Genomic DNA, 20,043 nt, shown 5'->3' with positions numbered 1-20,043 from the left:
GCTGGTCTCGATGGCGCTCAGTCGGCCGTGGCGAAGTCGTAGTGGAACTGGTTGTCGCGGCTGCTGATGCGCACCCCGGCCAACGGCTTGCCTTCGAGCATGCGGGTGAGGAACTCGCGGCTCATGTCCGGCAGCAGCGTGTTGGTGAGGATGGCGTCGATCATCCGCCCGCCGCTCTCGGTCTCGGTGCAGCGCGAGACGATCAGGTCGACGACGCCCTCGTCGAACTCGAACGGCACCTTGTGGGTCGCCTCCACGCGCTTCTTGATCCGCCCCAGTTGCAGGCGCGAGATGGCCTTGAGCATGTCGTCGCTGAGCGGGTAGTAGGGGATGGTCACCAGGCGGCCGAGCAGCGCCGGCGGGAAGATCTTCAGCAGCGGCTCGCGCAGCGACTTGGCGATGGCTTCCGGCTCGGGCATCAGTTCCGGATCGGCGCAGAGGCTGGCGATCATCTCGGTGCCGGCGTTGGTGGTGAGCAGGATCAGGGTGTTCTTGAAGTCGATCAGCCGGCCTTCGCCGTCCTCCATCACGCCCTTGTCGAAGACCTGGAAGAAGATCTCGTGGACGTCCGGATGGGCCTTCTCCACTTCGTCCAGCAGCACCACGCTGTAGGGCTTGCGGCGCACCGCCTCGGTCAGCACGCCGCCTTCGCCGTAGCCGATGTAGCCGGGCGGGGCGCCCTTGAGGGTGGAGACGGTGTGGGCTTCCTGGAACTCGCTCATGTTGATGGTGATGACGTTCTGCTCGCCGCCGTACATGGCCTCGGCCAGCGCCAGCGCGGTCTCGGTCTTGCCCACCCCGGAGGTGCCGGCGAGCATGAACACGCCGATCGGCTTGCTCGGGTTGTCGAGGCCGGCGCGGGAGGTCTGGATGCGCTTGGCGATCATCTCCAGCGCATGGTCCTGGCCGATGATGCGTTTCTTCAGGTGGCTGTCGAGGTTGAGCACGGTTTCGATCTCGTTGCGCGCCATGCGCCCGACCGGAATCCCGGTCCAGTCGGCGACCACCGAGGCCACTGCCTGATAGTCCACGGTCGGCAGGATCAGCGGTTCCTCGCCCTGCAACGCGCTCAGTTGCGCCTGCAGTTCCGCCAGCCGCGCATGCAGCGCCTGGCGCTGTTCCTCGTCGAGACGCGCCTCGCCTTCGCCCAGCGGCACGCCGCCGGCGTCCACCGCTTCGGCGGCGGCACGTAGACGGGCGCGGGTCTCCAGCAGTTCGTCGACCAGGCGTTTTTCCTCGGCCCAGCGCTGCTCCAGGCCGGCCAGGCGCTCGCGCTCCTCGGCCAGCAGGGTCTCGGCGTTGCGCTGGCGTTCGCCGGTGGCGACGCCGATGGCGCTCTCGCGGCGGATGATCGCCAGTTCGGTTTCCAGCGCCTCGATGCGCCGGCGGCTGTCGTCGACCTCGGCCGGCACCGCGTGCAGGCTGATGGCGGTGCGCGCGCAGGCGGTATCCAGCAGGCTCACCGACTTGTCCGGCAGCTGGCGCGCCGGGATGTAGCGGTGCGACAGCCGGACCGCCGCCTCCAGCGCCTCGTCGAGGATCTGCACCTGGTGGTGCTGCTCCATGGTCGAGGCGACGCCGCGCATCATCAGGATCGCCTTGTGCTCGGACGGCTCGTCCACCTGCACCACCTGGAAGCGCCGGGTCAGCGCCGGGTCCTTCTCGATGTGCTTCTTGTACTCGGCCCAGGTAGTCGCCGCCACGGTGCGCAGGGTGCCGCGCGCCAGGGCCGGCTTGAGCAGGTTGGCGGCGTCGCCGGTGCCGGCCGCGCCGCCGGCGCCGACCAGGGTGTGGGCTTCGTCGATGAACAGGATGATCGGCTTCTCGGAACTCTGCACATCTTCGATCACCTGGCGCAGGCGCTGCTCGAACTCGCCCTTCATGCTCGCCCCGGCCTGCAGCAGGCCGACGTCGAGGGCGCGCAGTTCGACGTCCTTCAGCGCCGGCGGGACGTCGCCGGCGACGATGCGCAGGGCGAAGCCTTCCACCACCGCGGTCTTGCCGACGCCGGCCTCGCCGGTGAGGATCGGGTTGTTCTGCCGGCGGCGCATGAGGATGTCCACCAGCTGGCGGATCTCCTCGTCACGCCCGACGATGGGATCGAGCTTGCCGCTGCGGGCCTGCTCGGTGAGGTCCACGGTGAAGCGCTTGAGCGCCTCCTGCCTGCCCATCGCGCTCGGCGCCATGGCGCCGCTGGCCTCGCCCGGGGCGGCGCCGGCGTTGAAGCCGTCGCTGGCCGACAGGCCGTTCTCCGGCGAGGCGCCGACGTACTCGTCGAAGCGCTCGGTGAGCGCCTCGACCTTGAGCTTGGCGAATTCCGCCGACAGCCCGGTGAGGGCATGGCGCAGGCTCGGCGTCTTGAGGATGCCGATCACCAGGTAGCCGGTGCGCACCTGGCTCTCGCCGAACATCAGGCTGCCGTAGACCCAGCCGCGCTCCACCGCCTCCTCGACATGGGAGGACAGGTCGGTGATCGAGGTCGAGCCGCGCGGCAGGCGGTCGAGGGCCTCGGTCAGGTCCTTGGCCAGGCGCGCCGGGTCGATCCCGGACTGGCGGACGATCTGGTGCAGGTCCGAGTCCGGCAACTGGAGGATCTGGTGGAACCAGTGCACCAGCTCGACATAGGGATTGCCGCGCAGCTTGCAGAATACCGTGGCGGCCTCGATGGCCTTGTAGGCCAGGCTGTTCAGCTTGCCGAACAGCGCAACGCGACTGATCTCACTCATGTTCCTTCTCCTTGTGCTCATGCGGCCGCGCAGTGGCGTACTGGCGGGCCAGCAGTAGATCCCTGGCATCCTGGCCGGGATCGCCCAGCCAGGTGTTGAAACCGAGCCGCCCGCCGCCCTGCAGGCCCAGCGGGGGTATTTCCTGGCGTTGCAGGACCAGGTTGACGTCCCAGTCCAGCTCCTCGCCCAGGTATTCGGCGACCCAGGCGGCCAGCTCGACGAAGTGGTCGCCGTCGGGCAGGAAGCGCTGGTACTGATCGAGGTCCAGCGGCCCCAGGCGCAGGCGGAACTTGTGCTGGCGATCCCAGACATGGGTGCCCAGGCAGACGTCCATGCCCAGGCTCGTCGAGTCGACGCCGAGGCGGCTGCGCTCGGGTAGCTCCAGCCACTGGCCGACGTACTCCTCGACCGCCACCGGGACCTCGAAATACTCCGCGAGGATCACCCGCAGGCCGTCCGGGTAGCGGGTCTGCGCGGCGAGGTGGCCGGTGTAGTAGTAGCGCGCGGTGTCCGCCAGCGGCACGCGAGCGCGCAGGCTCGGCATGCCGCGCCCGGACAGCGCGGCGAGGCGTGCCGACCAGTAGTCGTCGTCGATCCGGTCGTGGCTGATCTCCGGTCGCGCCTCCGCCCAGGCCCGGTAGAACAGGGTCAGCAGGCGGTGGTGGAAGACGTCCATGAAGCGCTTGAAGGTCGCATCGTTGACGTTGCGCTGGCGTTCCCGGGCGTATTCGGTGAGGTGCAGCGGTAGCGGCCCGTTGGGCCCGGTGAGGCCGAAGAAGAACTGGTCCAGGCGCGGCGCCGCGTCGGCGCCGGCCTGGCTCACCGAGGCCAGGGTCGAGGGCGCGAAGGTGCAGTCGGGCTTCTGCCCGAGGCGCAGCGGATCGTCCGCCAGCCGCACCGAATGCCCGAGGCGCGGCAGTTGCGGCGACTCGCACTCGATGCGCCGCAGCGCCTGGAAGAAGTCGTAGTCCCAGGGCGCCGCCGCCATCCCGGCGAGCAGGCTCAGAGGTTCGGACGGCTGCCCGGCTTCGCCTGCCATCTCATCACCTCGCCCCGTTCGCCGGTGCGCAGCACCGTCTCGGTAAAGCTGTTGATCGACACGTAGCGTGCCAGGAAGCGCTCGAACACCGCGCCGAGGAGGAACACCCCGGTACCGCGGAACGCGTTCTCGTCGAAGTCCAGGGTAATCTCCAGGCCGCGGCCGAAGACGATCGGCCCGGGCATCGGCAGGCGCCGCGTGCAGGGCTTGCTGCTGACCTCGCGCAGGCCCTCGATCTGCAATTGCAGCGCCGGATCGCCGCTGTCGCCATAGAGCCGCAGCAGTTCGCGCAGGGCGGCGGCGCCCTGGCCGCGCTCGGCCAGCGACAGGTAGTTCAGCGACAGCTGGCTGATCAGCCGCCAGGCGCTGGCATCGTGGGCACGGCTGGCGCGCGGCCGGCTCGGTCCGGCGAGGCAGCGCACCTGCATGACCGGCGCGCTGTCCTCCAGGGTGAAGTCGCTCCTGTGCGCGCCGATCGGCATGAACAGCGGCAGGTCGCGGTTGGTGCACAGCGCGGCGATGCCGAGCTGGCGCAGGTCGTGGCGATAGGGCGCCTGGCTGGCGTCGACCAGGGCGACGAAGGTCTCACTGCCGACATAGGTCGAACGCGGGCCCTTGCGCCGCTGCTTGCTGGACAGCACGCGCGGTTCGCGGCGCACGCTGAAGTAGGCCTGCTCACGACCGTAGCGCGCCGGATCGCGCACCGCGTAGAACGGCTGGAAGGGTTGCTCCGGACCGCTGCCGTGGCCGCTGACCTGCTGCAGCGAATGCACCTCGAAGTCCAGCGGCCGGGTGCGGTCGACGATCACATGGTGCTCGTTGACCCGGTCGGACAGGTGGATGCGGTCGCAGCGACGCGGGAACAGGTTGATCGCCGGGGTGCAGAACGGCACCAGTTGCTCGGCGTCCACCGTGCCCTCCAGGCGCGCGTCGTGCTTGCCGAACAGCACGATCAGCTCCAGTTCCTCGCCGGCGCAGCGACGCAGGGCGCGATTCAGCCCGGAGAACTCGACGAACAGGAAGCGCGCCGGCAGGGCGAAGTATTCCTGCAGCAGGCGGTAGCCCTGGAACGCCCGCGGCACCACCGGCAGCAGCGCGTCCTCGTCGTCGAAGCCGCGCGGCCGCAGGCTGCTCGCCGGCAGGCGCTCGACCCAGGCGTTGTCCGGGGCGCGGACGAACACCGCGCAGGCGTTGCCGAGCAACTGCTCGTAGAGACGATAGGGCTGTTCGTCGGCCCCGTGCAGGTAGAGCGGCAGGGCGTCCAGCGACAGGCTGTGGAACGGAATGCCGGCGCCGCTGCGCAGGCGGATGCGCAGGCCGGCCTTGGCCCGCGGCTCGCTGGCGGCGAGACGCCCGAGCACCGCGGCCGGGTTGCCGAAGTAGTCGGCCTGGGCCACTTCCAGCGGCCACAGGGTCACCGGGTGCGCGGTGCGGTACTCGCAGGCGGTCTGGTCCTCGGGGCCGAGCTGGCCACGCAGGGAGGCCCCGCGCTCGACGCTGAAACCGCTGCTCAGGGCGCCTTCGTTGGGGTCCGGGCGCAACTGCACCACGGTCATCGAGGGGGTCGGCGCCAGGTAGTGCGGATAGGCGATTTCCAGCAGGTTGTGGGTGAAGGTCGGGTATTCCGCGTCGAGCTTCAGCTGGACCCGCGCGGTGAGATAGGCGAAGCCTTCCAGCAGGCGCTCGACATAGGGGTCGGCGCACTCGAAGCCGGACAGCGACAGGCGCCCGGCGATCTTCGGGAATTCCTCGGCGAATTCCGCGGCGCTTTCGCGGATGTGTTGCAGTTCCTGGTTGTAGTACTCGAGCAGGCGCGGGTTCATGCACGCCTCCGCTCGCCCTGGGCGACCCGCACGTGGCCGGTCTCCAGGTCCAGGTTGGTGGTCAGCAGCAGGCGCAGCGGCGCTGGCTCGGCCCAGAGATCGCCCTCGATCTCGAAGCTCAGGGCGTTGTGGTCCATCTCGCCGGGCAGCAGTTGCGCGCGCACTCGCAGCGAAGAACGGATGATGCGCGGCTCGAAGGTGGCGATGGTCTCGGTGAGCAACGCCTCGATGGCATGCACGTCGACGCTCGACGCGGTGTGCCCGGCCAGCGCCGGCAGCCCGTAGTTGAGCACCGAGTTGCCGGCCGGCATGCGCGCCGCCAGGTCGTGGTCGAACAGCGAAGTGGTGTTGAACAGCCACGCCAGGTCGCGCAGCACCGAGGCCTTCAGCTGGCTCAGGGTCAGCACGCGGCGCTCCGCGGCTTCCTTCAGGTTGCCCGGTTCGTCGTCGGTGAGGCGGTCGAGCAGCGACGGCTGCAGGCGCTCCTGGAGGGTCAGCTCGGCCATGTCAGGCGTCCGTCGCCTCGAAGTCCAGGCGGCGCAGGTCGAACAGCGCGGTTTCGCCGGCGTCGGTGACGAACAGCCGCTGGCCGAGCGGCAGGCCGCTGTCCAGCCACTCGGTCTTGCGCCCGAGGCGCGCGGCGTCGTCGCCGTGCTCGACGGTTTCCGCGTAGCGCGCCGGCAACAGCGCGACGGTGGCGCCGCCGTTGGCCAGGGTCAGTTCGGCCGGCAGCCAGACCAGGTCGCGCAGGTCGCTCGGCGCCTCGACCTGGAGGCTGCGCAGGTTGCTCATCGGCAGCCAGGCATAGCGGCCGTTGACGATCACCTCGAGTACCGGGCCGAGCCGGGTGTCGGCGTCGGCCAGCCAGGCGAAGGGCGTCTCGCCGATCCGCCCGGGCACCGCCGGCGCCGCGTCGAAAGCCTGCTCGCGCAAGCCCTGGGCGGCTTCGCCATGGCCCTCGGCGTCCAGGCTCAGGGCCTGCAGCAGCGGGGCGATCCATTCCGCCGGCTGGCCGAGGATCACCGGGGTCAGGCGCCCGGCGAACACCTCGCGGCGCAGCGCCTCGCATTCGATGGCGGTGGAGTAGGTCTGCACCATCGGCAGTGCCGAGGCGTCCAGTTCGCCGACCACCTTGAGCTGGTTCAGCGCCCGCGTCCACTGGCCCATCACCGCCAGCAGCTGGAACAGGAAGATCCGCAGGGTGGCGTTCGACGGCTGGCTGCGCACCTGCTCCTGCAAGGCTTTCAGCGCGTCGTCCAGGCGCCCGGCACGCAACAGTTCTTCGGCGATCATCGCGTTACTTCCCTGTAGCCGGGAGCCCAGGCGCCCGGAACGAGTGAAGGGTCGGACACGGCGCCCGACCCGGTGCAATTGGGTACCTCACGCGGGAGGTCAGGCGGGCGCACCGGCCAAGGCCTGGCGCGGCCAGGCCATGACCGGTGGCCGGCGCATCAGGCCTGTACGTTCTGGCGAATGTTCCAGCCGTACTTGATCGGACCGCCGTCCTTCGCGCCATCGGCCTTCTGCGGCTGGTAGTCGACCTGGACCTGGGCGAAGTTCAGGGTCACGTTCTCGGTCAGGCGGTCTTCGCCGCCGCTGCCGCCGGTGCTCACCGAGGACACCAGGACTTCCTTCAGGGTGATGATCAGGTACTCGACCTGGTTCTCGCCGCCGGCCTTGCGGATGGTCAGCTTCGCCTGCGGATAGTGCTTGCCGCTGGAGCAGGCCATCATCAGGTTGGGCGTGGACTTGTCGATGTACTTGGTGAACGACAGGTCCTGCACGTTGACCTTGCCGGCGCCGCCGCCACCGCCCATGTGCATCGACCCGGACTGGGACATGCCCCAGCTCCATGCCAGCACGTCGATTTCCTCGGCGTGAGTCTTGTCCTTGGACTCACCCTTGACGTCGCCGATCTTGATGAACATATCAACAGCCATCTTTCCTCCCGTGTGGCTCGCGCCACTACGCTATGCAAGCGCCCGCCACCATGGCAGGCGCTGTCGTTGAACGCCTCAGGCCTCTTTGGCCGAAGGCAGCTTGGATACCAGGCGTAGCGATACAGTCAGTCCCTCGAGCTGGTAGTGCGGGCGAAGGAAGAACTTCGAGTTGTAGTAACCCGGGTTGCCTTCGACTTCCTCCACCACCACCTCGGCCGCCGCCAGCGGGTGCTGGGCCTTGGTGGTCTCGGTGGAGTGGGCCGGGTCGCCGTCGACATAGTTGAGGATCCAGTCCTGCAGCCAGCGCTGCATCTCGTCCTTCTCCTTGAACGAGCCGATCTTGTCGCGAACGATGCACTTCAGGTAGTGGGCGAAGCGGCAGGTGGCGAACAGGTAGGGCAGGCGCGCCGCCAGGTTGGCGTTGGCGCTGGCGTCCGGATCGTCGTACTCGGCGGGTTTCTGCAGCGACTGCGCGCCGATGAAGGCGGCGAAGTCGGTGTTCTTCTTGTGCAGCAGCGGCATGAAGCCGTTCTTCGCCAGCTCCGCCTCACGACGGTCGGAAATGGCGATCTCGGTCGGGCATTTCATGTCCACGCCGCCGTCGTCGGTGGGGAAGGTGTGCGCCGGCAGGCCCTGCACCTCGCCCCCGGACTCGACGCCGCGGATCCGCGAACACCAGCCGTAGAGCTTGAAGGAACGGTTGATGTTGACCGCCATGGCGTAGGCCGAGTTGGCCCAGGCGTACTTGCTGCTGTCGGCGCCGTCGGTCTCTTCCTCGAAGGCGAACTCTTCCACCGGGTCGGTCTTCGCCCCGTACGGCAGGCGCGCCAGGAAGCGCGGCATGGTCAGGCCGATGTAGCGGGAGTCCTCGGACTCGCGCAGCGAGCGCCAGCCGGCGTATTCCGGGGTGGTGAAGATCTTGGTCAGGTCGCGCGGGTTGGACAGTTCCTGCCAGGAACCCATGCCCATCACCGTCGGCGAGGCGGCGGAGATGAACGGCGCGTGCATCGCGGCGGAGATCTTCGCCATCTCGCCGAGCAGCTCGACGTCCGGCGGCGACTGGTCGAAATAGTAGTCGCCGACCAGGCAGCCGTAGGGCTCGCCGCCGAACTGGCCGTATTCCTCTTCGTAGAGCTTCTTGAAGATCGGGCTCTGGTCCCAGGTGGTGCCCTTGAACTTCTTCAGGGTCTTGTGCAGCTCCGGCTTGGAGATGTTCAGCACACGGATCTTCAGTTGCTCGTCGGTCTCGGTGTTGTTGACCAGGTAGTGCAGGCCGCGCCAGGCGCTTTCCAGCTGCTGGAAGTCGGCGTGGTGCATGATCAGGTTGACCTGCGCGGTGAGCTTGGCGTCGATCGCCGCGATGATCGACTCGATCGACTTGATCGCGTCGTTGGAGATCAGGCTGGTCTGCTCCAGGGCGTGTTCGGCGAGGGTACGCACGGCGGTTTCCACCGCCTCGCGGGCGCGCTCGGTCTTGGGCTTGAATTCCTGCAGCAGCAGGCTGGCGAACTCGCTGGTCTGCTCGGTGGTGGTCTGGCCCTGGGCCAGGTTCTCGGTGCTCAATTCGGCCATGCTGGAATCCTCTTACGCCTGCGGCTCGTCGTCTTTGGGCTTCGGTGCGCTGGCCAGGGCCTGCAACAGGGCCGGGTCCTTGATCGCCTTCATGATCATGTCCTCGGCGCCGGTCTTGCCGTCCATGTAGGTCAGCAGGTTGGCCAGCTGGGTGCGCGCCTCGAGCAGCTTGTTCAGCGAGTCGACCTTGCGCGCCACCGCGGCGGGGCTGAAGTCGTCCATGCTCTCGAAGGTGATGTCCAGGCTCAGGTTGCCTTCGCCGGTCAGCACGTTCGGCACGTTGAAGGCCACCCGCGGCTTCATCGCCTTGAGCCGGGCGTCGAAGTTGTCCGCGTCGATCTCCAGGAACTTGCGGTCGGCGACCGCCGCCTGGGGCTCGGCGGGCTTGCCGGCGAGGTCCGCCATCACGCCCATGACGAAGGGCAGCTGGACCTTCTTCTCGGCGCCGTACAGCTCCACGTCGTACTCGATCTGCACGCGTGGCGCCCGGTTCCTGGCGATGAACTTCTGACTGCTGGTAGTGCTTCCCATCTCGTTTCTCCCTCGCGCGACGGCGGTTGTTAGCGCCGGCGGAATCGCCCCGGCGGCTTGCAGCGTTGGCCCGGACGGCCGCTAGGCGTTACTCGTTCTCCGGGCCCCGCAGGGTTTCGAACTGAGTGATCCCATCGGGGATGAGATTCCTCACGATTTCGGCGAAGTCCGCCGTCACCAGCGTCTTGGCGCGCTTGAGCAGCACCGGCACCGGGCTCGATGGCTCGTGGCGAACGTAATACTCGAGCAGGCGGTCGAGCTGGCGCAGGACATCCTCGCGGTTGCCGATCTCGCCGCTGGCGCGCGCTGCCGGCACGGCGGCGGCGACAGGCGCTGCGCCGGGCTCTTCGGCGGGGGCCGCTTCGGCGCCCGGCACGACGGATGCGCCGGCGCCCTGCGGGCCGTACAGGTCGAACACCTGGAGGGCCTGGCGAAGCAGTTGGCGAAGGGGGGCGAGGTCGAGGCCCTGGGCCGAGCCGACCCGTTCGGCGACACCGCCCTCGATGGCCAGGGCATGTTCCTGGGCGCCTTCCAGGGCGCGCCGGGTGGCGGCCAGCGCATCGGCGTCGGCATCGGCGAAGGCGCCGGCGATCTGCTCGGGGCTCAGGGTCTCGCTGGCGAAGCGTTGCAGGCCGGCGGCGTTCAGCGCGGCGCGCAGGTTGACCGGGCCGAACGCCCGCGAGCGCACCAGCGGGATCGCCCAGACCAGTTGCAGCAGCGGCTCGGCGACCAGGCCGGTGAGGGCGTTGATGCGGAAGGTGGGGTCGTTGTCGTCATCGGCGTCGAGCAGCGGATAGACCCCGTCCCAGTACTGGTCGAGCAGTTCGCGGACCAGCAACAGGCCCTCGGCGAGCCCGTCCAGGCCGTCGAGGGCGACATTGCTCTGCAGCAGCAGGTTGGCCACCCGCAGGTCCTTGCTGCGGCCGAACAGCTCGCAGGCCAGCGCGCGCACGCGCGGCCACTCCGGCGGTTCGGCGGGCAACACGGCGTCGCCCATCTGCCGCTCGGGCTGGCCCTGGGCGATGCGTTCGAGCTCGAGGAAGGCGGCGTCGTACTCCAGGTCCTCGCCACAGGGCGAGTCCGGGGCTACGGCGGCCAGCAAAACGGGTACATCCAGCACGGTGACGATCTCCCTATCATCGGAGCCGCTACGCGGCCCTCACCTTCGCTTGTAAGATCCACTCCGTCGGATCTTGTAGGAGCCATTGATGAATATCGGATGACTCGAAAGGTTGGCAAAATTCTTGTGGCATGCCGCAATGCTTGTCAAGGAAGGCACAAGGCCACTAGTTGCATGACACCGCAGATCGGACAAATCTTTTAAAGACGTAGGATTAGTCTTTTATAATCCGGTACAACCCGATGTGTCTTCCCGAGGCGACGAAACGCCGGAAAGCCATTGGGCCAGCCTGGATGCGAACCGAAACCCCTCGGGCACGAGGGTGGGCGCCTGGAAGAGCCGGGCGCTGGCAATGCAAGGAGTAGCAATGCCGCTGCGATTGACCATCACCAGCTACCACAAGCTGACCCCCGGTCAGTGTTCGGAAAAGGTACTGGACCAGGGACAGCTGACCATCGGTCGGGGCCCGGACAACGACTGGGTCCTGCCGGACCCGGAGCGCCTGGTCTCCAGCCGCCACTGCACCATCCTCAACCGCGACGGGGTGTACTACCTCACCGATACCAGCACCAACGGCGTGCTGCTGGTCAACGCCGGACATCGCCTGCGCCGCGGCAACAGCGAACCGCTGCAGGACGGCGAGACCGTCCGCCTCGGCGAGTACGACATCCTCGTCCAGCTCGGCCACGACATCGCCCTGCCCGGCAGCGGCAACCCGCAGACCGATCCATTCACCAGCTTCGATGCGCTGATGAGCCGGCAGAACGCCGCCACGGCGCCGGCATTTCCCGAGCCGGCGGCCACCCCGCACCCGGCGGTGGCGGCGCATTTCCAGGGCGGCTCGCCGCTGGATACCAGGCCCGACCTGTTCGACTTCCTCACCCCGCCGCCGCCCGGCGCGGCACCGCGCCCGGACCACGTGCCGGCCGAACAGCACGACTTCCGCCCGCCGGAACCGGTGATCCCGCCACCGCCCGCGATCACTCCGGCGCCAGCGCCCGCTGGCGGCGCGCCGCTGATTCCGGCCGACTGGGACCCGTTCGCCGAGCTGCTCGGCAATACGCCCGCTGCGGGCCCGGCGCCTGCAACGGAACCCCTCGCCACGCCGCTGCCGACGCCGGAGCCGGCACCCCTGGCGATGCCCTTCGCCGACCCCGGGATCACCCAGCAGCCGCCACAGCCACAGCCACAGCCACAGCCACAGCCACAGCCACAGCCACAGCCAGCGAGCGTGGCGCCGCCGACGCCGCCGGCAAGCGCCGCCCCCACGGCCGGCGCCGACCTGCTGCAGGCGTTCCTGCGCGGCGCCGGGATGACCCAGCTGAAGGTCGACCCGGCCGGCGCCGAGGCGCAGATGGAAGCCATCGGCCGCAGCTATCGCGGCCTGGTGGAAGGGCTGGTCGACGTGCTGCGTGCGCGCGCCAGCCTGAAGGGCGAGTTCCGCATGGCGCAGACCATGATCCAGCCGGTGCAGAACAACCCGCTGAAATTCGCGCCGAACGTCGACGAAGCCATGCTGCTCCTGCTGCGCCGCGACAACCAGGCGTTCATGGCGCCGGACCGCGCGGTGGCCGACAGCTTCGAGGATCTCAAGGCGCACCAGCTGGCAGTGATGGCCGGCGTGCAGGCGGCCATCCGCCACCTGCTGGCGCGCTTCGAACCGGCCGCGCTGGAAGCCCGCTTCGGCAAGCCGGCCGGGCTTTCCGGCCTGCTGCCGGGGGCCCGCCAGGCACAGAACTGGGAAAGCTTCACCGAGCTCTACGCGAAGATCCTGCGCGAGGCGGAGGATGACTTCCAGGAGCTGTTCGGCCGCGAATTCAGCCGCGCCTACGAGGAACACAGCGCTCGACTACGGCGTTCCTGACGCCGACGAACACTAGGAGAAACAACGTCAATGAGGACGACACCATGCAGAAACTGATGATCGCGCTGTTCGGGCTGCTGCTCGCCGCCTGCTCGTCCAGCCCGCCGGAAACCCCGCCGACGCGGGTGGTGATCTGGCTCCACGCCGCGCCCAACCTCAACCCGTCCGCCGCCGGCCAGGCGGCGCCGCTGCGCCTGCGGCTGTACGAGCTGAAGAAGGACACCGCGTTCGGCCGCGCCGACTACTTCGCTCTCACCGACAACGCGCCGTCCACGCTCGGCGGCGACCTGGTGGAGCAGGACGAGTTCCTCCTGCGTCCGGGCGAGGAGCGGCGCATCGAGCGCACCCTCGACGAGCAGACCCGCCAGCTCGGCTTCGTCGCCGCCTACCGCGACCTCGACCGCGCCACCTGGCGCCAGGTCCTGGACATCCCGGGGCAACGCACCAGCCATCTCGACGTCACGCTCGGCGCGCAGGCCATCGGCATCGTCGCGCGTCCCGCGCCCTGAACCTTCGGAGTTCCCTATGTCCTGGAATAACCGCGTGGTGTGGTCCGAAGGCATGTTCCTGCGGCCACAGCATTTCCAGCAGCACGACCGCTACCTGGAAACCCTGGTGGATGGCCGCTGCCGCTCGCTCCTGGCGGGTGGCTGGGGCTTCTCCGAACTGAAGCTGGACGACGCCCTGCTGACCCAGGGCAAACTCGCCGTGCTCAGCGCCCGCGGCGTGCTGCCGGACGGTACGCCGTTCAACATCCCCGCCGACGACCCGGCGCCGGCACCGCTGAACGTCGAGGAAAGCCTGCGCGACGGCATCGTCTACCTCGGCCTGCCGCTGAAACGGGTCGGCACCCGCGACACGGCGGAGGAGGGCGAGGCCCTCGGCGGCGCCCGCTACGTCAGCCAGGTGCAGGAAGTGCGCGACGACAACGCCGCCTTCGAGAGCCGCGCGCCGGTGGCCCTGGGCAGCCAGGCGTTCCGCCTGCTGACCGAGCGCGACGGCCTCGGCGAGTACGCCGCGCTGGGCATCGCGCGGGTCCGCGAGAAGCGCGCCGACCAGGCCCTGAGCCTGGACGAGGACTACCTGCCGCCGGTACTCGATATCGCCGCCGCGCCGCCCCTGGCGTCCTTCGCCAAGGAACTGCTGGGCCTGCTCCACCAGCGCGGCGAGGCCCTCGCCGGACGGGTGGTGGCCTCCAGCGCCGGTGGCGCCTCGGAGATCGCCGATTTCCTGCTGCTGCAACTGGTCAACCGCGCCGAGGCGCTCACCGGCCACCTGTCCCGCGTGCGCCCGCTGCACCCGCAGGAGCTGTACCGCGAGCTGGTGGCCCTGGCCGGCGAGTTCTGCACCTTCACCGCCAGCCAGCGGCGTCCCGAGGAGTACCCGGTGTACAACCACGACGACCTGGCCGCCAGCTTCGCCCCGGTGATGCTCGCCCTGCGCCAGGCGCTGGCGACGGTGATCGACGCCAAGGCGATCGCCATCCCGATCGTCGAGAAGGCCTACGGTGTGCATGTCGCCATGCTCAGCGACCGCAACCTGATCGACAACGCCAGCTTCATCCTGGTGGTGCGCGCCGACGTGCCCGGCGAGACCCTGCGCGGGCACTTCCCGCAGCAGGCCAAGGTCGGCTCGGTGGAACACATCCGCGACCTGGTCAACCTGCAGCTGCCGGGCATCGGCCTGCTGCCGATGCCGGTGGCGCCGCGGCAGATCCCCTACCACGCCGGCTCCACCTATTTCGAACTGGACCGCGGCAGCGCGCACTGGAAGCAGCTGACGCACTCCGGCGGCTTCGCCTTCCACATCGCCGGCCAGTTCCCCGGGCTGAACCTGGCCTTCTGGGCCATTCGAGGATAAGCAACGATGTCCCCCATCGACGATCCCTTCGGCACCCCGGCCGGCGGCGGCAACGGAAGCCCGCCCGACGACCGCACCATGATCATGCCGCGCCCCGGCGGTCGCGCGCCGGAACCGGCCAGCGGCCCCCGCGCCGGCGACCCCTACACGCCGCCGCCGATGGCCAGCCTGGCACCGCTGGCCAGCCGGGGCGACGGCCTCAACCCGCTGGAGCAGGCCGCCGGCCCGCTGCTGGCGATGCTCACCCGCCTGCGCAGCACCATCGCCCACCCGGCGCCGGCCAGCCTGCGCGCACAGCTGCTCGGCTACCTGCGCCAGTTCGAGGAGAAGGCGCGCCAGGCCGGGGTCGCCGCGGACGAAGTGATGCTGGCGCGCTACGTGCTCTGCACCGCCCTCGACGAAGCGGTGCTCAGCACGCCCTGGGGCAGCGCCAGCGACTGGGGCAAGCAGAGCCTGTTGATCACCCTGCACAACGAGGCCTGGGGCGGCGAGAAGGTCTTCCAGCTGCTCGAGCACTGCCTGCAGAACCCGCACCAGCGCCTGCATCTGCTGGAGCTGCTGTACCTGTGCACCAGCCTCGGCTTCGAAGGCCGCTACCGGGTCATGCACGACGGCCGCAGCCAGCTGGAGACGCTGCGCGAGCGCACCGCGGCGGTGATCCGCAGCACCCGCGGCGAATACGAGCGCGAGCTGTCGCCGCACTGGCGCGGCCTCAGCGTGATGCGCGACCGCCTTTCGCAATACCTGCCGCCGTGGGTCGGCATCGCCATCGGCCTGGCCCTGCTGCTGGCCCTGCTGTTCGGCCTGCGGATGAAGCTGGCCGCCGACGCCGAGCCGGTGTTCAGACGCATCCACGCCATCGGCGAGATCCCGGTACAGGCCATCGACCGCCCGGCGATCCAGCCGCGGGTGATCGAGCGGCCGCGCCTGGCGCGCTTCCTCGCCGAGGACATCAAGGCCCAGCGGGTGGCGGTGGAAGACGCCGTCGATCGCTCGGTGGTGACCATCCGCGGCGACGAGCTGTTCGCCAGCGCCAGCGCCAGCGTGCGCGACGAGTTCCAGCCGCTGCTGCTGCGCATCGCCGACGCCCTGCGCAAGGTCAAGGGCCAGGTACTGGTCACCGGCCATAGCGACAACCGGCCGATCGCCACGCTGCGCTACCCGTCCAACTGGAAACTGTCCCAGGCCCGCGCCCAGGAGGTCGCCGACCTGCTCGGCGCGACCACCGGCGAAGCCGGCCGCTTCACCGCCGAAGGGCGCAGCGACACCGAGCCGGTGGCGACCAATGCCAGCGCCGAAGGCCGCGCACGCAACCGCCGGGTGGAAATCACCGTATTCGCGGAGGGTGCGCAATGAAAGGCTTCCTCAACTTCTTCACGCGCTGGGTGGTGCCGGTGCTCGGCCTGCTCGCCCTGAGCCTGGTCATCTGGTTCCTCGGCCCGCTGCTGCGCCTGGGCAACTACGAGCCGCTGGCCTCGGCGACCAGCCGCTGGGCGCTGATCGCCCTGCTGTTCCTGGTCTGGATCGGCTTCCGCGTGCTGCGCATCGTGCAGGCCCGGCGCAACGCGGCGAAGGTCATGCAGAGTCTCGCCGAGGTCAGCGCACCGGACGCCGCCAGCGTCGCCACCGCCGAAGAGCTGGCGACCCTCAAGCAACGCATGGACGAGGCCCTGGCCCTGCTCAAGCGGGCCAAGCTGGGCGGCAGCGAGCGGCGCAACCTGTACGAGCTGCCCTGGTACGTGATCATCGGCCCGCCCGGTTCGGGCAAGACCACCGCGCTGATGAACTCCGGCCTGGACTTCCCGCTCGCCGCGCAGATGGGCGCCGGGGCGATCCGCGGGGTCGGCGGCACGCGCAACTGCGACTGGTGGTTCACCGACGAAGCGGTGCTGCTGGACACCGCCGGCCGCTATACCACCCAGGACAGCCATGCCCAGGTGGACAAGGCCGCCTGGCTGGGCTTCCTCGACCTGCTCAAGACCCAGCGCAAGCGCCGTCCCATCGATGGCGCGTTCATCGCCATCAGCCTCTCCGACCTGCTGCTGGGCAGCGACGCCGAGCGCGCCGCCCACGCCCAGGCGATCCGCGCGCGGATCCAGGAGCTGTACCAGCAGCTCGGCGTGCGCTTCCCGATCTACGTGATGCTGACCAAGTTCGACCTGGTGCCGGGCTTCATGGAGTTCTTCGACAGCCTGAACCGCGAGGAGCGCGCCCAGGTCTGGGGAATGACCTTCGCCCTCGACGACGGCAAGAGCGCGGAAGGCCCGCTGGCGGGTTTCGCCAGCGAGTTCGCGCTGCTCGAGCAGCGCCTCACCGCGCGCCTGGTCGAGCGCCTGCAGCAGGAACGCGACCCGGCGCGGCGCGACCTGGTCTACGGCTTCCCGCAGCAGTTCGCCGCCCTGCGCGAGTGCCTCGGCGAGTTCCTCAATGGCGTGTTCAAGCCCAACCCCTACGAGGAACGCCCGCTGTTGCGCGGCCTGTACTTCACCAGCGGAACCCAGGAAGGCAGCCCGATCGACCGCCTGATCGGCAGCATGGCGCAGTCGATGAACCTCGACCGCCAGCACCTGGCGCGGCAGACCGGCACCGGGCGCAGCTACTTCATCGAGCGGCTGTTCCGCGAAGTGGCGTTCGGCGAGCGCGGGCTGGTCGGCACCAACCCGAAGGTCGAGCGCCGCCGCAAGTGGCTGACCATCGGCGCGCTGAGCGCCACCGCGCTGGTGGTGCTGGCGGTGACGGCGGTATGGATCGCCAGCTACCGCGCCAACCAGAGCTACATCGCCGCGGTCGACCAGCGCGTCGACCCGCTGGCGCGCGGCATCGAGTCGCTGAGTCCGGCGCAGCGCGACGTGCTCGCCGTGCTGCCGCAGCTCAACGCGGTGCAAAACCTCGCCAACGACGCGCCGGGCTGGGCCGAAGGCTACGGGCTGTACCAGGGCGACATGCTCGGCGAGGAGTCCGCCAGCGTCTACCGCAAGCTGCTGATCGCGGTGTTCGCCCCGCGCCTGGTGACCCGCATCGAGGAACAGCTGCGCTCCGGCGGCAGCAGCGACTTCCTCTACGAGGGCCTGAAGGCCTACCTGATGCTCGGTAGCCCCGACCACTACGACGCCGACTTCATCAAGGCCTGGATCAGCCTCGACTGGGAACGCAACCTGCCGCGCGACCTCTCGCCGGAACAGCGCCAGGCGCTGCACGCGCACCTCGACGCGTTGCTCGAGCGGCGGCCGCCGTCGGCGCGCCTGGACCAGGACCTGGTCGAGGACCTGCGCCGCCAGTTGCAGCAACTGCCGGTGGCGCAGCGGGTCTACGACCGGGTCAAGCGGCAGAGGCTGCCCAAGGACGTGCCCGACTTCCGCATCAGCGACGCCGCCGGCCGCGACGCGCCGCTGGTGTTCGCGCGCAAGAGCGGCAAGCCGCTCACCGACCCGCTCAGCGGCTTCTTCACCTACCGCGGCTACCGCGAGGTGTTCCTCACCGCCAGCCTCAGCCAGGCCGGCACCATCGCCGAGGAACAGTGGGTGCTCGGGCGCAACCTGAACGATGCCGGCGACGCCGCCAACCTGGCCCTCGACGTGCGTCGCCTGTACTTCCAGGACTACCTGCGGCAGTGGGACGACCTGCTCGCCGACCTCACCGTGGTGCCGATCACCAACGTCACCCAGGCCGCCGACGTGCTGCGCATCCTTTCCGGACCGACCTCGCCGTTCCGCAAGCTGCTCGAGGCGGTGGCCCGCGAGACCGACCTGCAGAAAGGCGACCGGCTGGTCGCCGCGCAGGTGAAGAAGGCCGCCGACGGCACCGTGGACAAGCTCAAGCAGCGCCTCGGCTCGCTGGTCGGCCAGGAAGAGGAGGGCGTCCGCGAACAGCCGCAACAGGCCGACAGCGACCCGATCAGCGCGCACTTCGCCGAACTCAACAGCCTGGTCAGCAAGGGCGAGGGCGACAACGAGCCAGCGCCGATCGACAGCCTGCTGGAGGACATGAACACCCTCTACGTACAGGTCAGCGCCATGGCCGGAGCCAGCGGCGACTCGCTGCTCGGCGACGCCAAGAACCAGGTGGCCGCCGCCGCCTCGCGCGTGGCTCTGAGCGCCGAGCGCCAGCCGCCGGTGGTCCAGGGCCTGGTGAAGAAGGTGGTCAACTCCACCACCAGCAGCATGATGGGCAGCGTGCGCAACCAGCTCAACGCGGCGTGGATCAGCGACGTGGTCAGCGTCTACCGGCAATCCCTGGCCGGGCGCTACCCGATCGCCGCCGGCAGCTCGCGCGACGCCACCCTGGAGGACTTCGGCCACTTCTTCGGGGCCGGCGGGGTGATGGACAGCTACTTCCGCCAGTACCTGCAACCCTACGTCGACACCTCCGCCAGCACCTGGCGCTGGCAGCCCGGCGCGGCGCAGAAGCTCGGCATCAACCCCGGCGTGCTGCACACCTTCCAGCGCGCGGCGGCGATCCGCGACGCCTTCTTCCGCTCCGGCGGCATGCAACCGACGGTGCGCTTCGAGCTCAAGCCGGTGACCATGGACGCGGCGATCAGCCAGTTCATCCTCGACCTCGACGGCCAGCAACTGACCTACGACCACGGCCCGAGCCGCCCGGTGGCGATGCAGTGGCCGAGCGCCAACGGCCTCGGCGTGGTCCGCCTGACCGTGACGCCGCCGCCCAGCAGCGGCCGCTCCGGGCTGACCCTGGAAGGCCCCTGGGCCTGGTTCCGCCTGCTCGACCAGTCGGACCTGGAGCGCGGCAACTCGCCGGACCGCTTCACCCTGCGGCTGCGCATCGACGGCTCCAGCATCGCCTGCGAACTGCGCGCCAGCAGCGCCTTCAACCCCTTCAAGAGCCGGGTCGTGTCCGGTTTCAGCCTCCCGGAGCGCCTTTGAACAGCGTCGGTTTCTACGGCAAGCTGGCCGGCCGCGGCGACTTCGTCAGCCGCGGCCTGCCGAACACCTTCGTCGAGCCCTGGGACGCCTGGCTGGCCAGCGGCATGCGCGCCAGCCAGGACGAACTCGGCGCGGCCTGGCTCGACGCCTACCTGACCAGCCCGCTGTGGCGCTTCGCCATCGCCCCCGGCCTGCTCGGCGACGATGCGGTGGCCGGAGTGGTGATGCCGAGCATCGACCGGGTCGGCCGCTACTTCCCGCTCACCGTGGCCTGCCTGCTGCCGGCGAACGCCGACCTCGGCGCGCTGGTCGGCGGCGACGACGGCTGGTTCGAGCAGGTCGAGGGCCTGCTGCTCTCCACCCTGGAACCGGAAGCCGAGGTCGAAGCCTTCGAGCAGGCGGTGGCGCAGCTCCCGGCGCCGCCCTGCGGCCCGCGCATCGAGCAGTCGCTGATCAGCGGCAACCTGCTGCGCAGCGAGGCGGTGACCCCGGCACAGCGCCTCGCCGCACTGGCCCAGCACGCCTGCGACGGCGCCAGCCACTGGTGGGGCCGCGGCTCGGCGCGGATTTCCGCAGGCCTGATGCGCTACCAGGGACTGCCGCCGGCGCCGGCGTTCGGACGTTTTCTCACCGGCGAGGGCGAGGTGATCCCGCTCTTTCCCGGCATACCCGGTTAAGGACAACT

General features: G+C 69.5%; 15 protein-coding genes. 6 read left to right on the top strand and 9 right to left on the bottom strand.

The annotated features are described in order from the left end of the window. Positions 1–17 precede the first annotated feature (17 nt). From tssH to tssA, 9 genes are all read right to left on the bottom strand, one after another. Positions 18–2,726: a type VI secretion system ATPase TssH gene (gene tssH, locus B7D75_RS00500; RefSeq protein WP_107113634.1), complete on the bottom strand. Its 2,709-nt coding sequence runs from the start codon at positions 2,724–2,726 to the stop codon at positions 18–20. Further along, positions 2,719–3,765 carry a type VI secretion system baseplate subunit TssG gene (gene tssG / locus B7D75_RS00495; protein ID WP_107113633.1) on the bottom strand — a complete coding sequence of 349 codons (1,047 nt, stop codon included), beginning with the start codon at positions 3,763–3,765 and terminating at the stop codon, positions 2,719–2,721. The genes tssH and tssG overlap by 8 nt, the downstream gene beginning before the upstream one ends. Then, positions 3,729–5,588, bottom strand: a complete 1,860-nt coding sequence (tssF, locus tag B7D75_RS00490) for a type VI secretion system baseplate subunit TssF (protein WP_033998060.1) — start codon at positions 5,586–5,588, stop codon at positions 3,729–3,731. The genes tssG and tssF overlap by 37 nt, the downstream gene beginning before the upstream one ends. Beyond that, a complete protein-coding gene (gene tssE, locus B7D75_RS00485) occupies positions 5,585–6,094 on the bottom strand; it encodes a type VI secretion system baseplate subunit TssE (RefSeq protein WP_003151421.1) in 510 nt (169 codons plus the stop codon). Before tssE ends, tssF begins: the two co-directional genes overlap by 4 nt. A 1-nt stretch (position 6,095) precedes the next feature. After that, entirely contained in the window at positions 6,096–6,881 is a 786-nt protein-coding gene (gene tagJ, locus B7D75_RS00480; RefSeq protein WP_053816468.1) for a type VI secretion system accessory protein TagJ, read from the bottom strand. A gap of 158 nt (positions 6,882–7,039) precedes the next feature. Next, entirely contained in the window at positions 7,040–7,528 is a 489-nt protein-coding gene (hcp, locus tag B7D75_RS00475; RefSeq protein WP_003151423.1) for a type VI secretion system receptor/chaperone Hcp, read from the bottom strand. A 75-nt stretch (positions 7,529–7,603) separates the two neighbouring features. Then, positions 7,604–9,100 (bottom strand): type VI secretion system contractile sheath large subunit, encoded by a 1,497-nt coding sequence (gene tssC / locus B7D75_RS00470; RefSeq protein ID WP_003151425.1) that lies wholly within the window; start codon positions 9,098–9,100, stop codon positions 7,604–7,606. 12 nt (positions 9,101–9,112) lie between these two features. Next, positions 9,113–9,631: a type VI secretion system contractile sheath small subunit gene (gene tssB, locus B7D75_RS00465; protein ID WP_011979134.1), complete on the bottom strand. Its 519-nt coding sequence runs from the start codon at positions 9,629–9,631 to the stop codon at positions 9,113–9,115. Between the two features lie 88 nt (positions 9,632–9,719). Then, on the bottom strand, positions 9,720–10,751 hold the full coding sequence (gene tssA / locus B7D75_RS00460; RefSeq protein ID WP_011979133.1) for a type VI secretion system protein TssA: 1,032 nt from the start codon (positions 10,749–10,751) through the stop codon (positions 9,720–9,722). A gap of 367 nt (positions 10,752–11,118) precedes the next feature. Between tssA and tagH the strand changes: the two genes are divergently transcribed. Genes tagH through tagF form a run of 6 tightly spaced genes read left to right on the top strand, consistent with a single transcriptional unit; the run spans position 11,119 to position 20,035 of the window. Continuing rightward, positions 11,119–12,615: a type VI secretion system-associated FHA domain protein TagH gene (gene tagH / locus B7D75_RS00455; protein WP_107113632.1), complete on the top strand. Its 1,497-nt coding sequence runs from the start codon at positions 11,119–11,121 to the stop codon at positions 12,613–12,615. A 44-nt stretch (positions 12,616–12,659) separates the two neighbouring features. Then, entirely contained in the window at positions 12,660–13,124 is a 465-nt protein-coding gene (gene tssJ / locus B7D75_RS00450) for a type VI secretion system lipoprotein TssJ (RefSeq protein WP_011979130.1), read from the top strand. A 16-nt stretch (positions 13,125–13,140) separates the two neighbouring features. Further along, positions 13,141–14,475 (top strand): type VI secretion system baseplate subunit TssK, encoded by a 1,335-nt coding sequence (tssK, locus tag B7D75_RS00445; protein WP_011979129.1) that lies wholly within the window; start codon positions 13,141–13,143, stop codon positions 14,473–14,475. Between the two features lie 6 nt (positions 14,476–14,481). Further along, a complete protein-coding gene (locus B7D75_RS00440) occupies positions 14,482–15,831 on the top strand; it encodes a DotU family type VI secretion system protein (RefSeq protein WP_011979128.1) in 1,350 nt (449 codons plus the stop codon). Continuing rightward, positions 15,828–19,358 carry a type VI secretion system membrane subunit TssM gene (gene tssM, locus B7D75_RS00435; protein WP_107113631.1) on the top strand — a complete coding sequence of 1,177 codons (3,531 nt, stop codon included), beginning with the start codon at positions 15,828–15,830 and terminating at the stop codon, positions 19,356–19,358. The genes B7D75_RS00440 and tssM overlap by 4 nt, the downstream gene beginning before the upstream one ends. Next, positions 19,355–20,035: a type VI secretion system-associated protein TagF gene (gene tagF, locus B7D75_RS00430; RefSeq protein WP_034081072.1), complete on the top strand. Its 681-nt coding sequence runs from the start codon at positions 19,355–19,357 to the stop codon at positions 20,033–20,035. The genes tssM and tagF overlap by 4 nt, the downstream gene beginning before the upstream one ends. The last annotated feature ends 8 nt before the right edge of the window (positions 20,036–20,043 follow it).

It is taken from the genome of Pseudomonas paraeruginosa, assembly GCF_003025345.2.
Lineage (GTDB): Bacteria > Pseudomonadota > Gammaproteobacteria > Pseudomonadales > Pseudomonadaceae > Pseudomonas > Pseudomonas paraeruginosa.
Note: the sequence above shows the minus strand (reverse complement) of the source record. Positions and strands in the feature narration are given on the sequence as shown.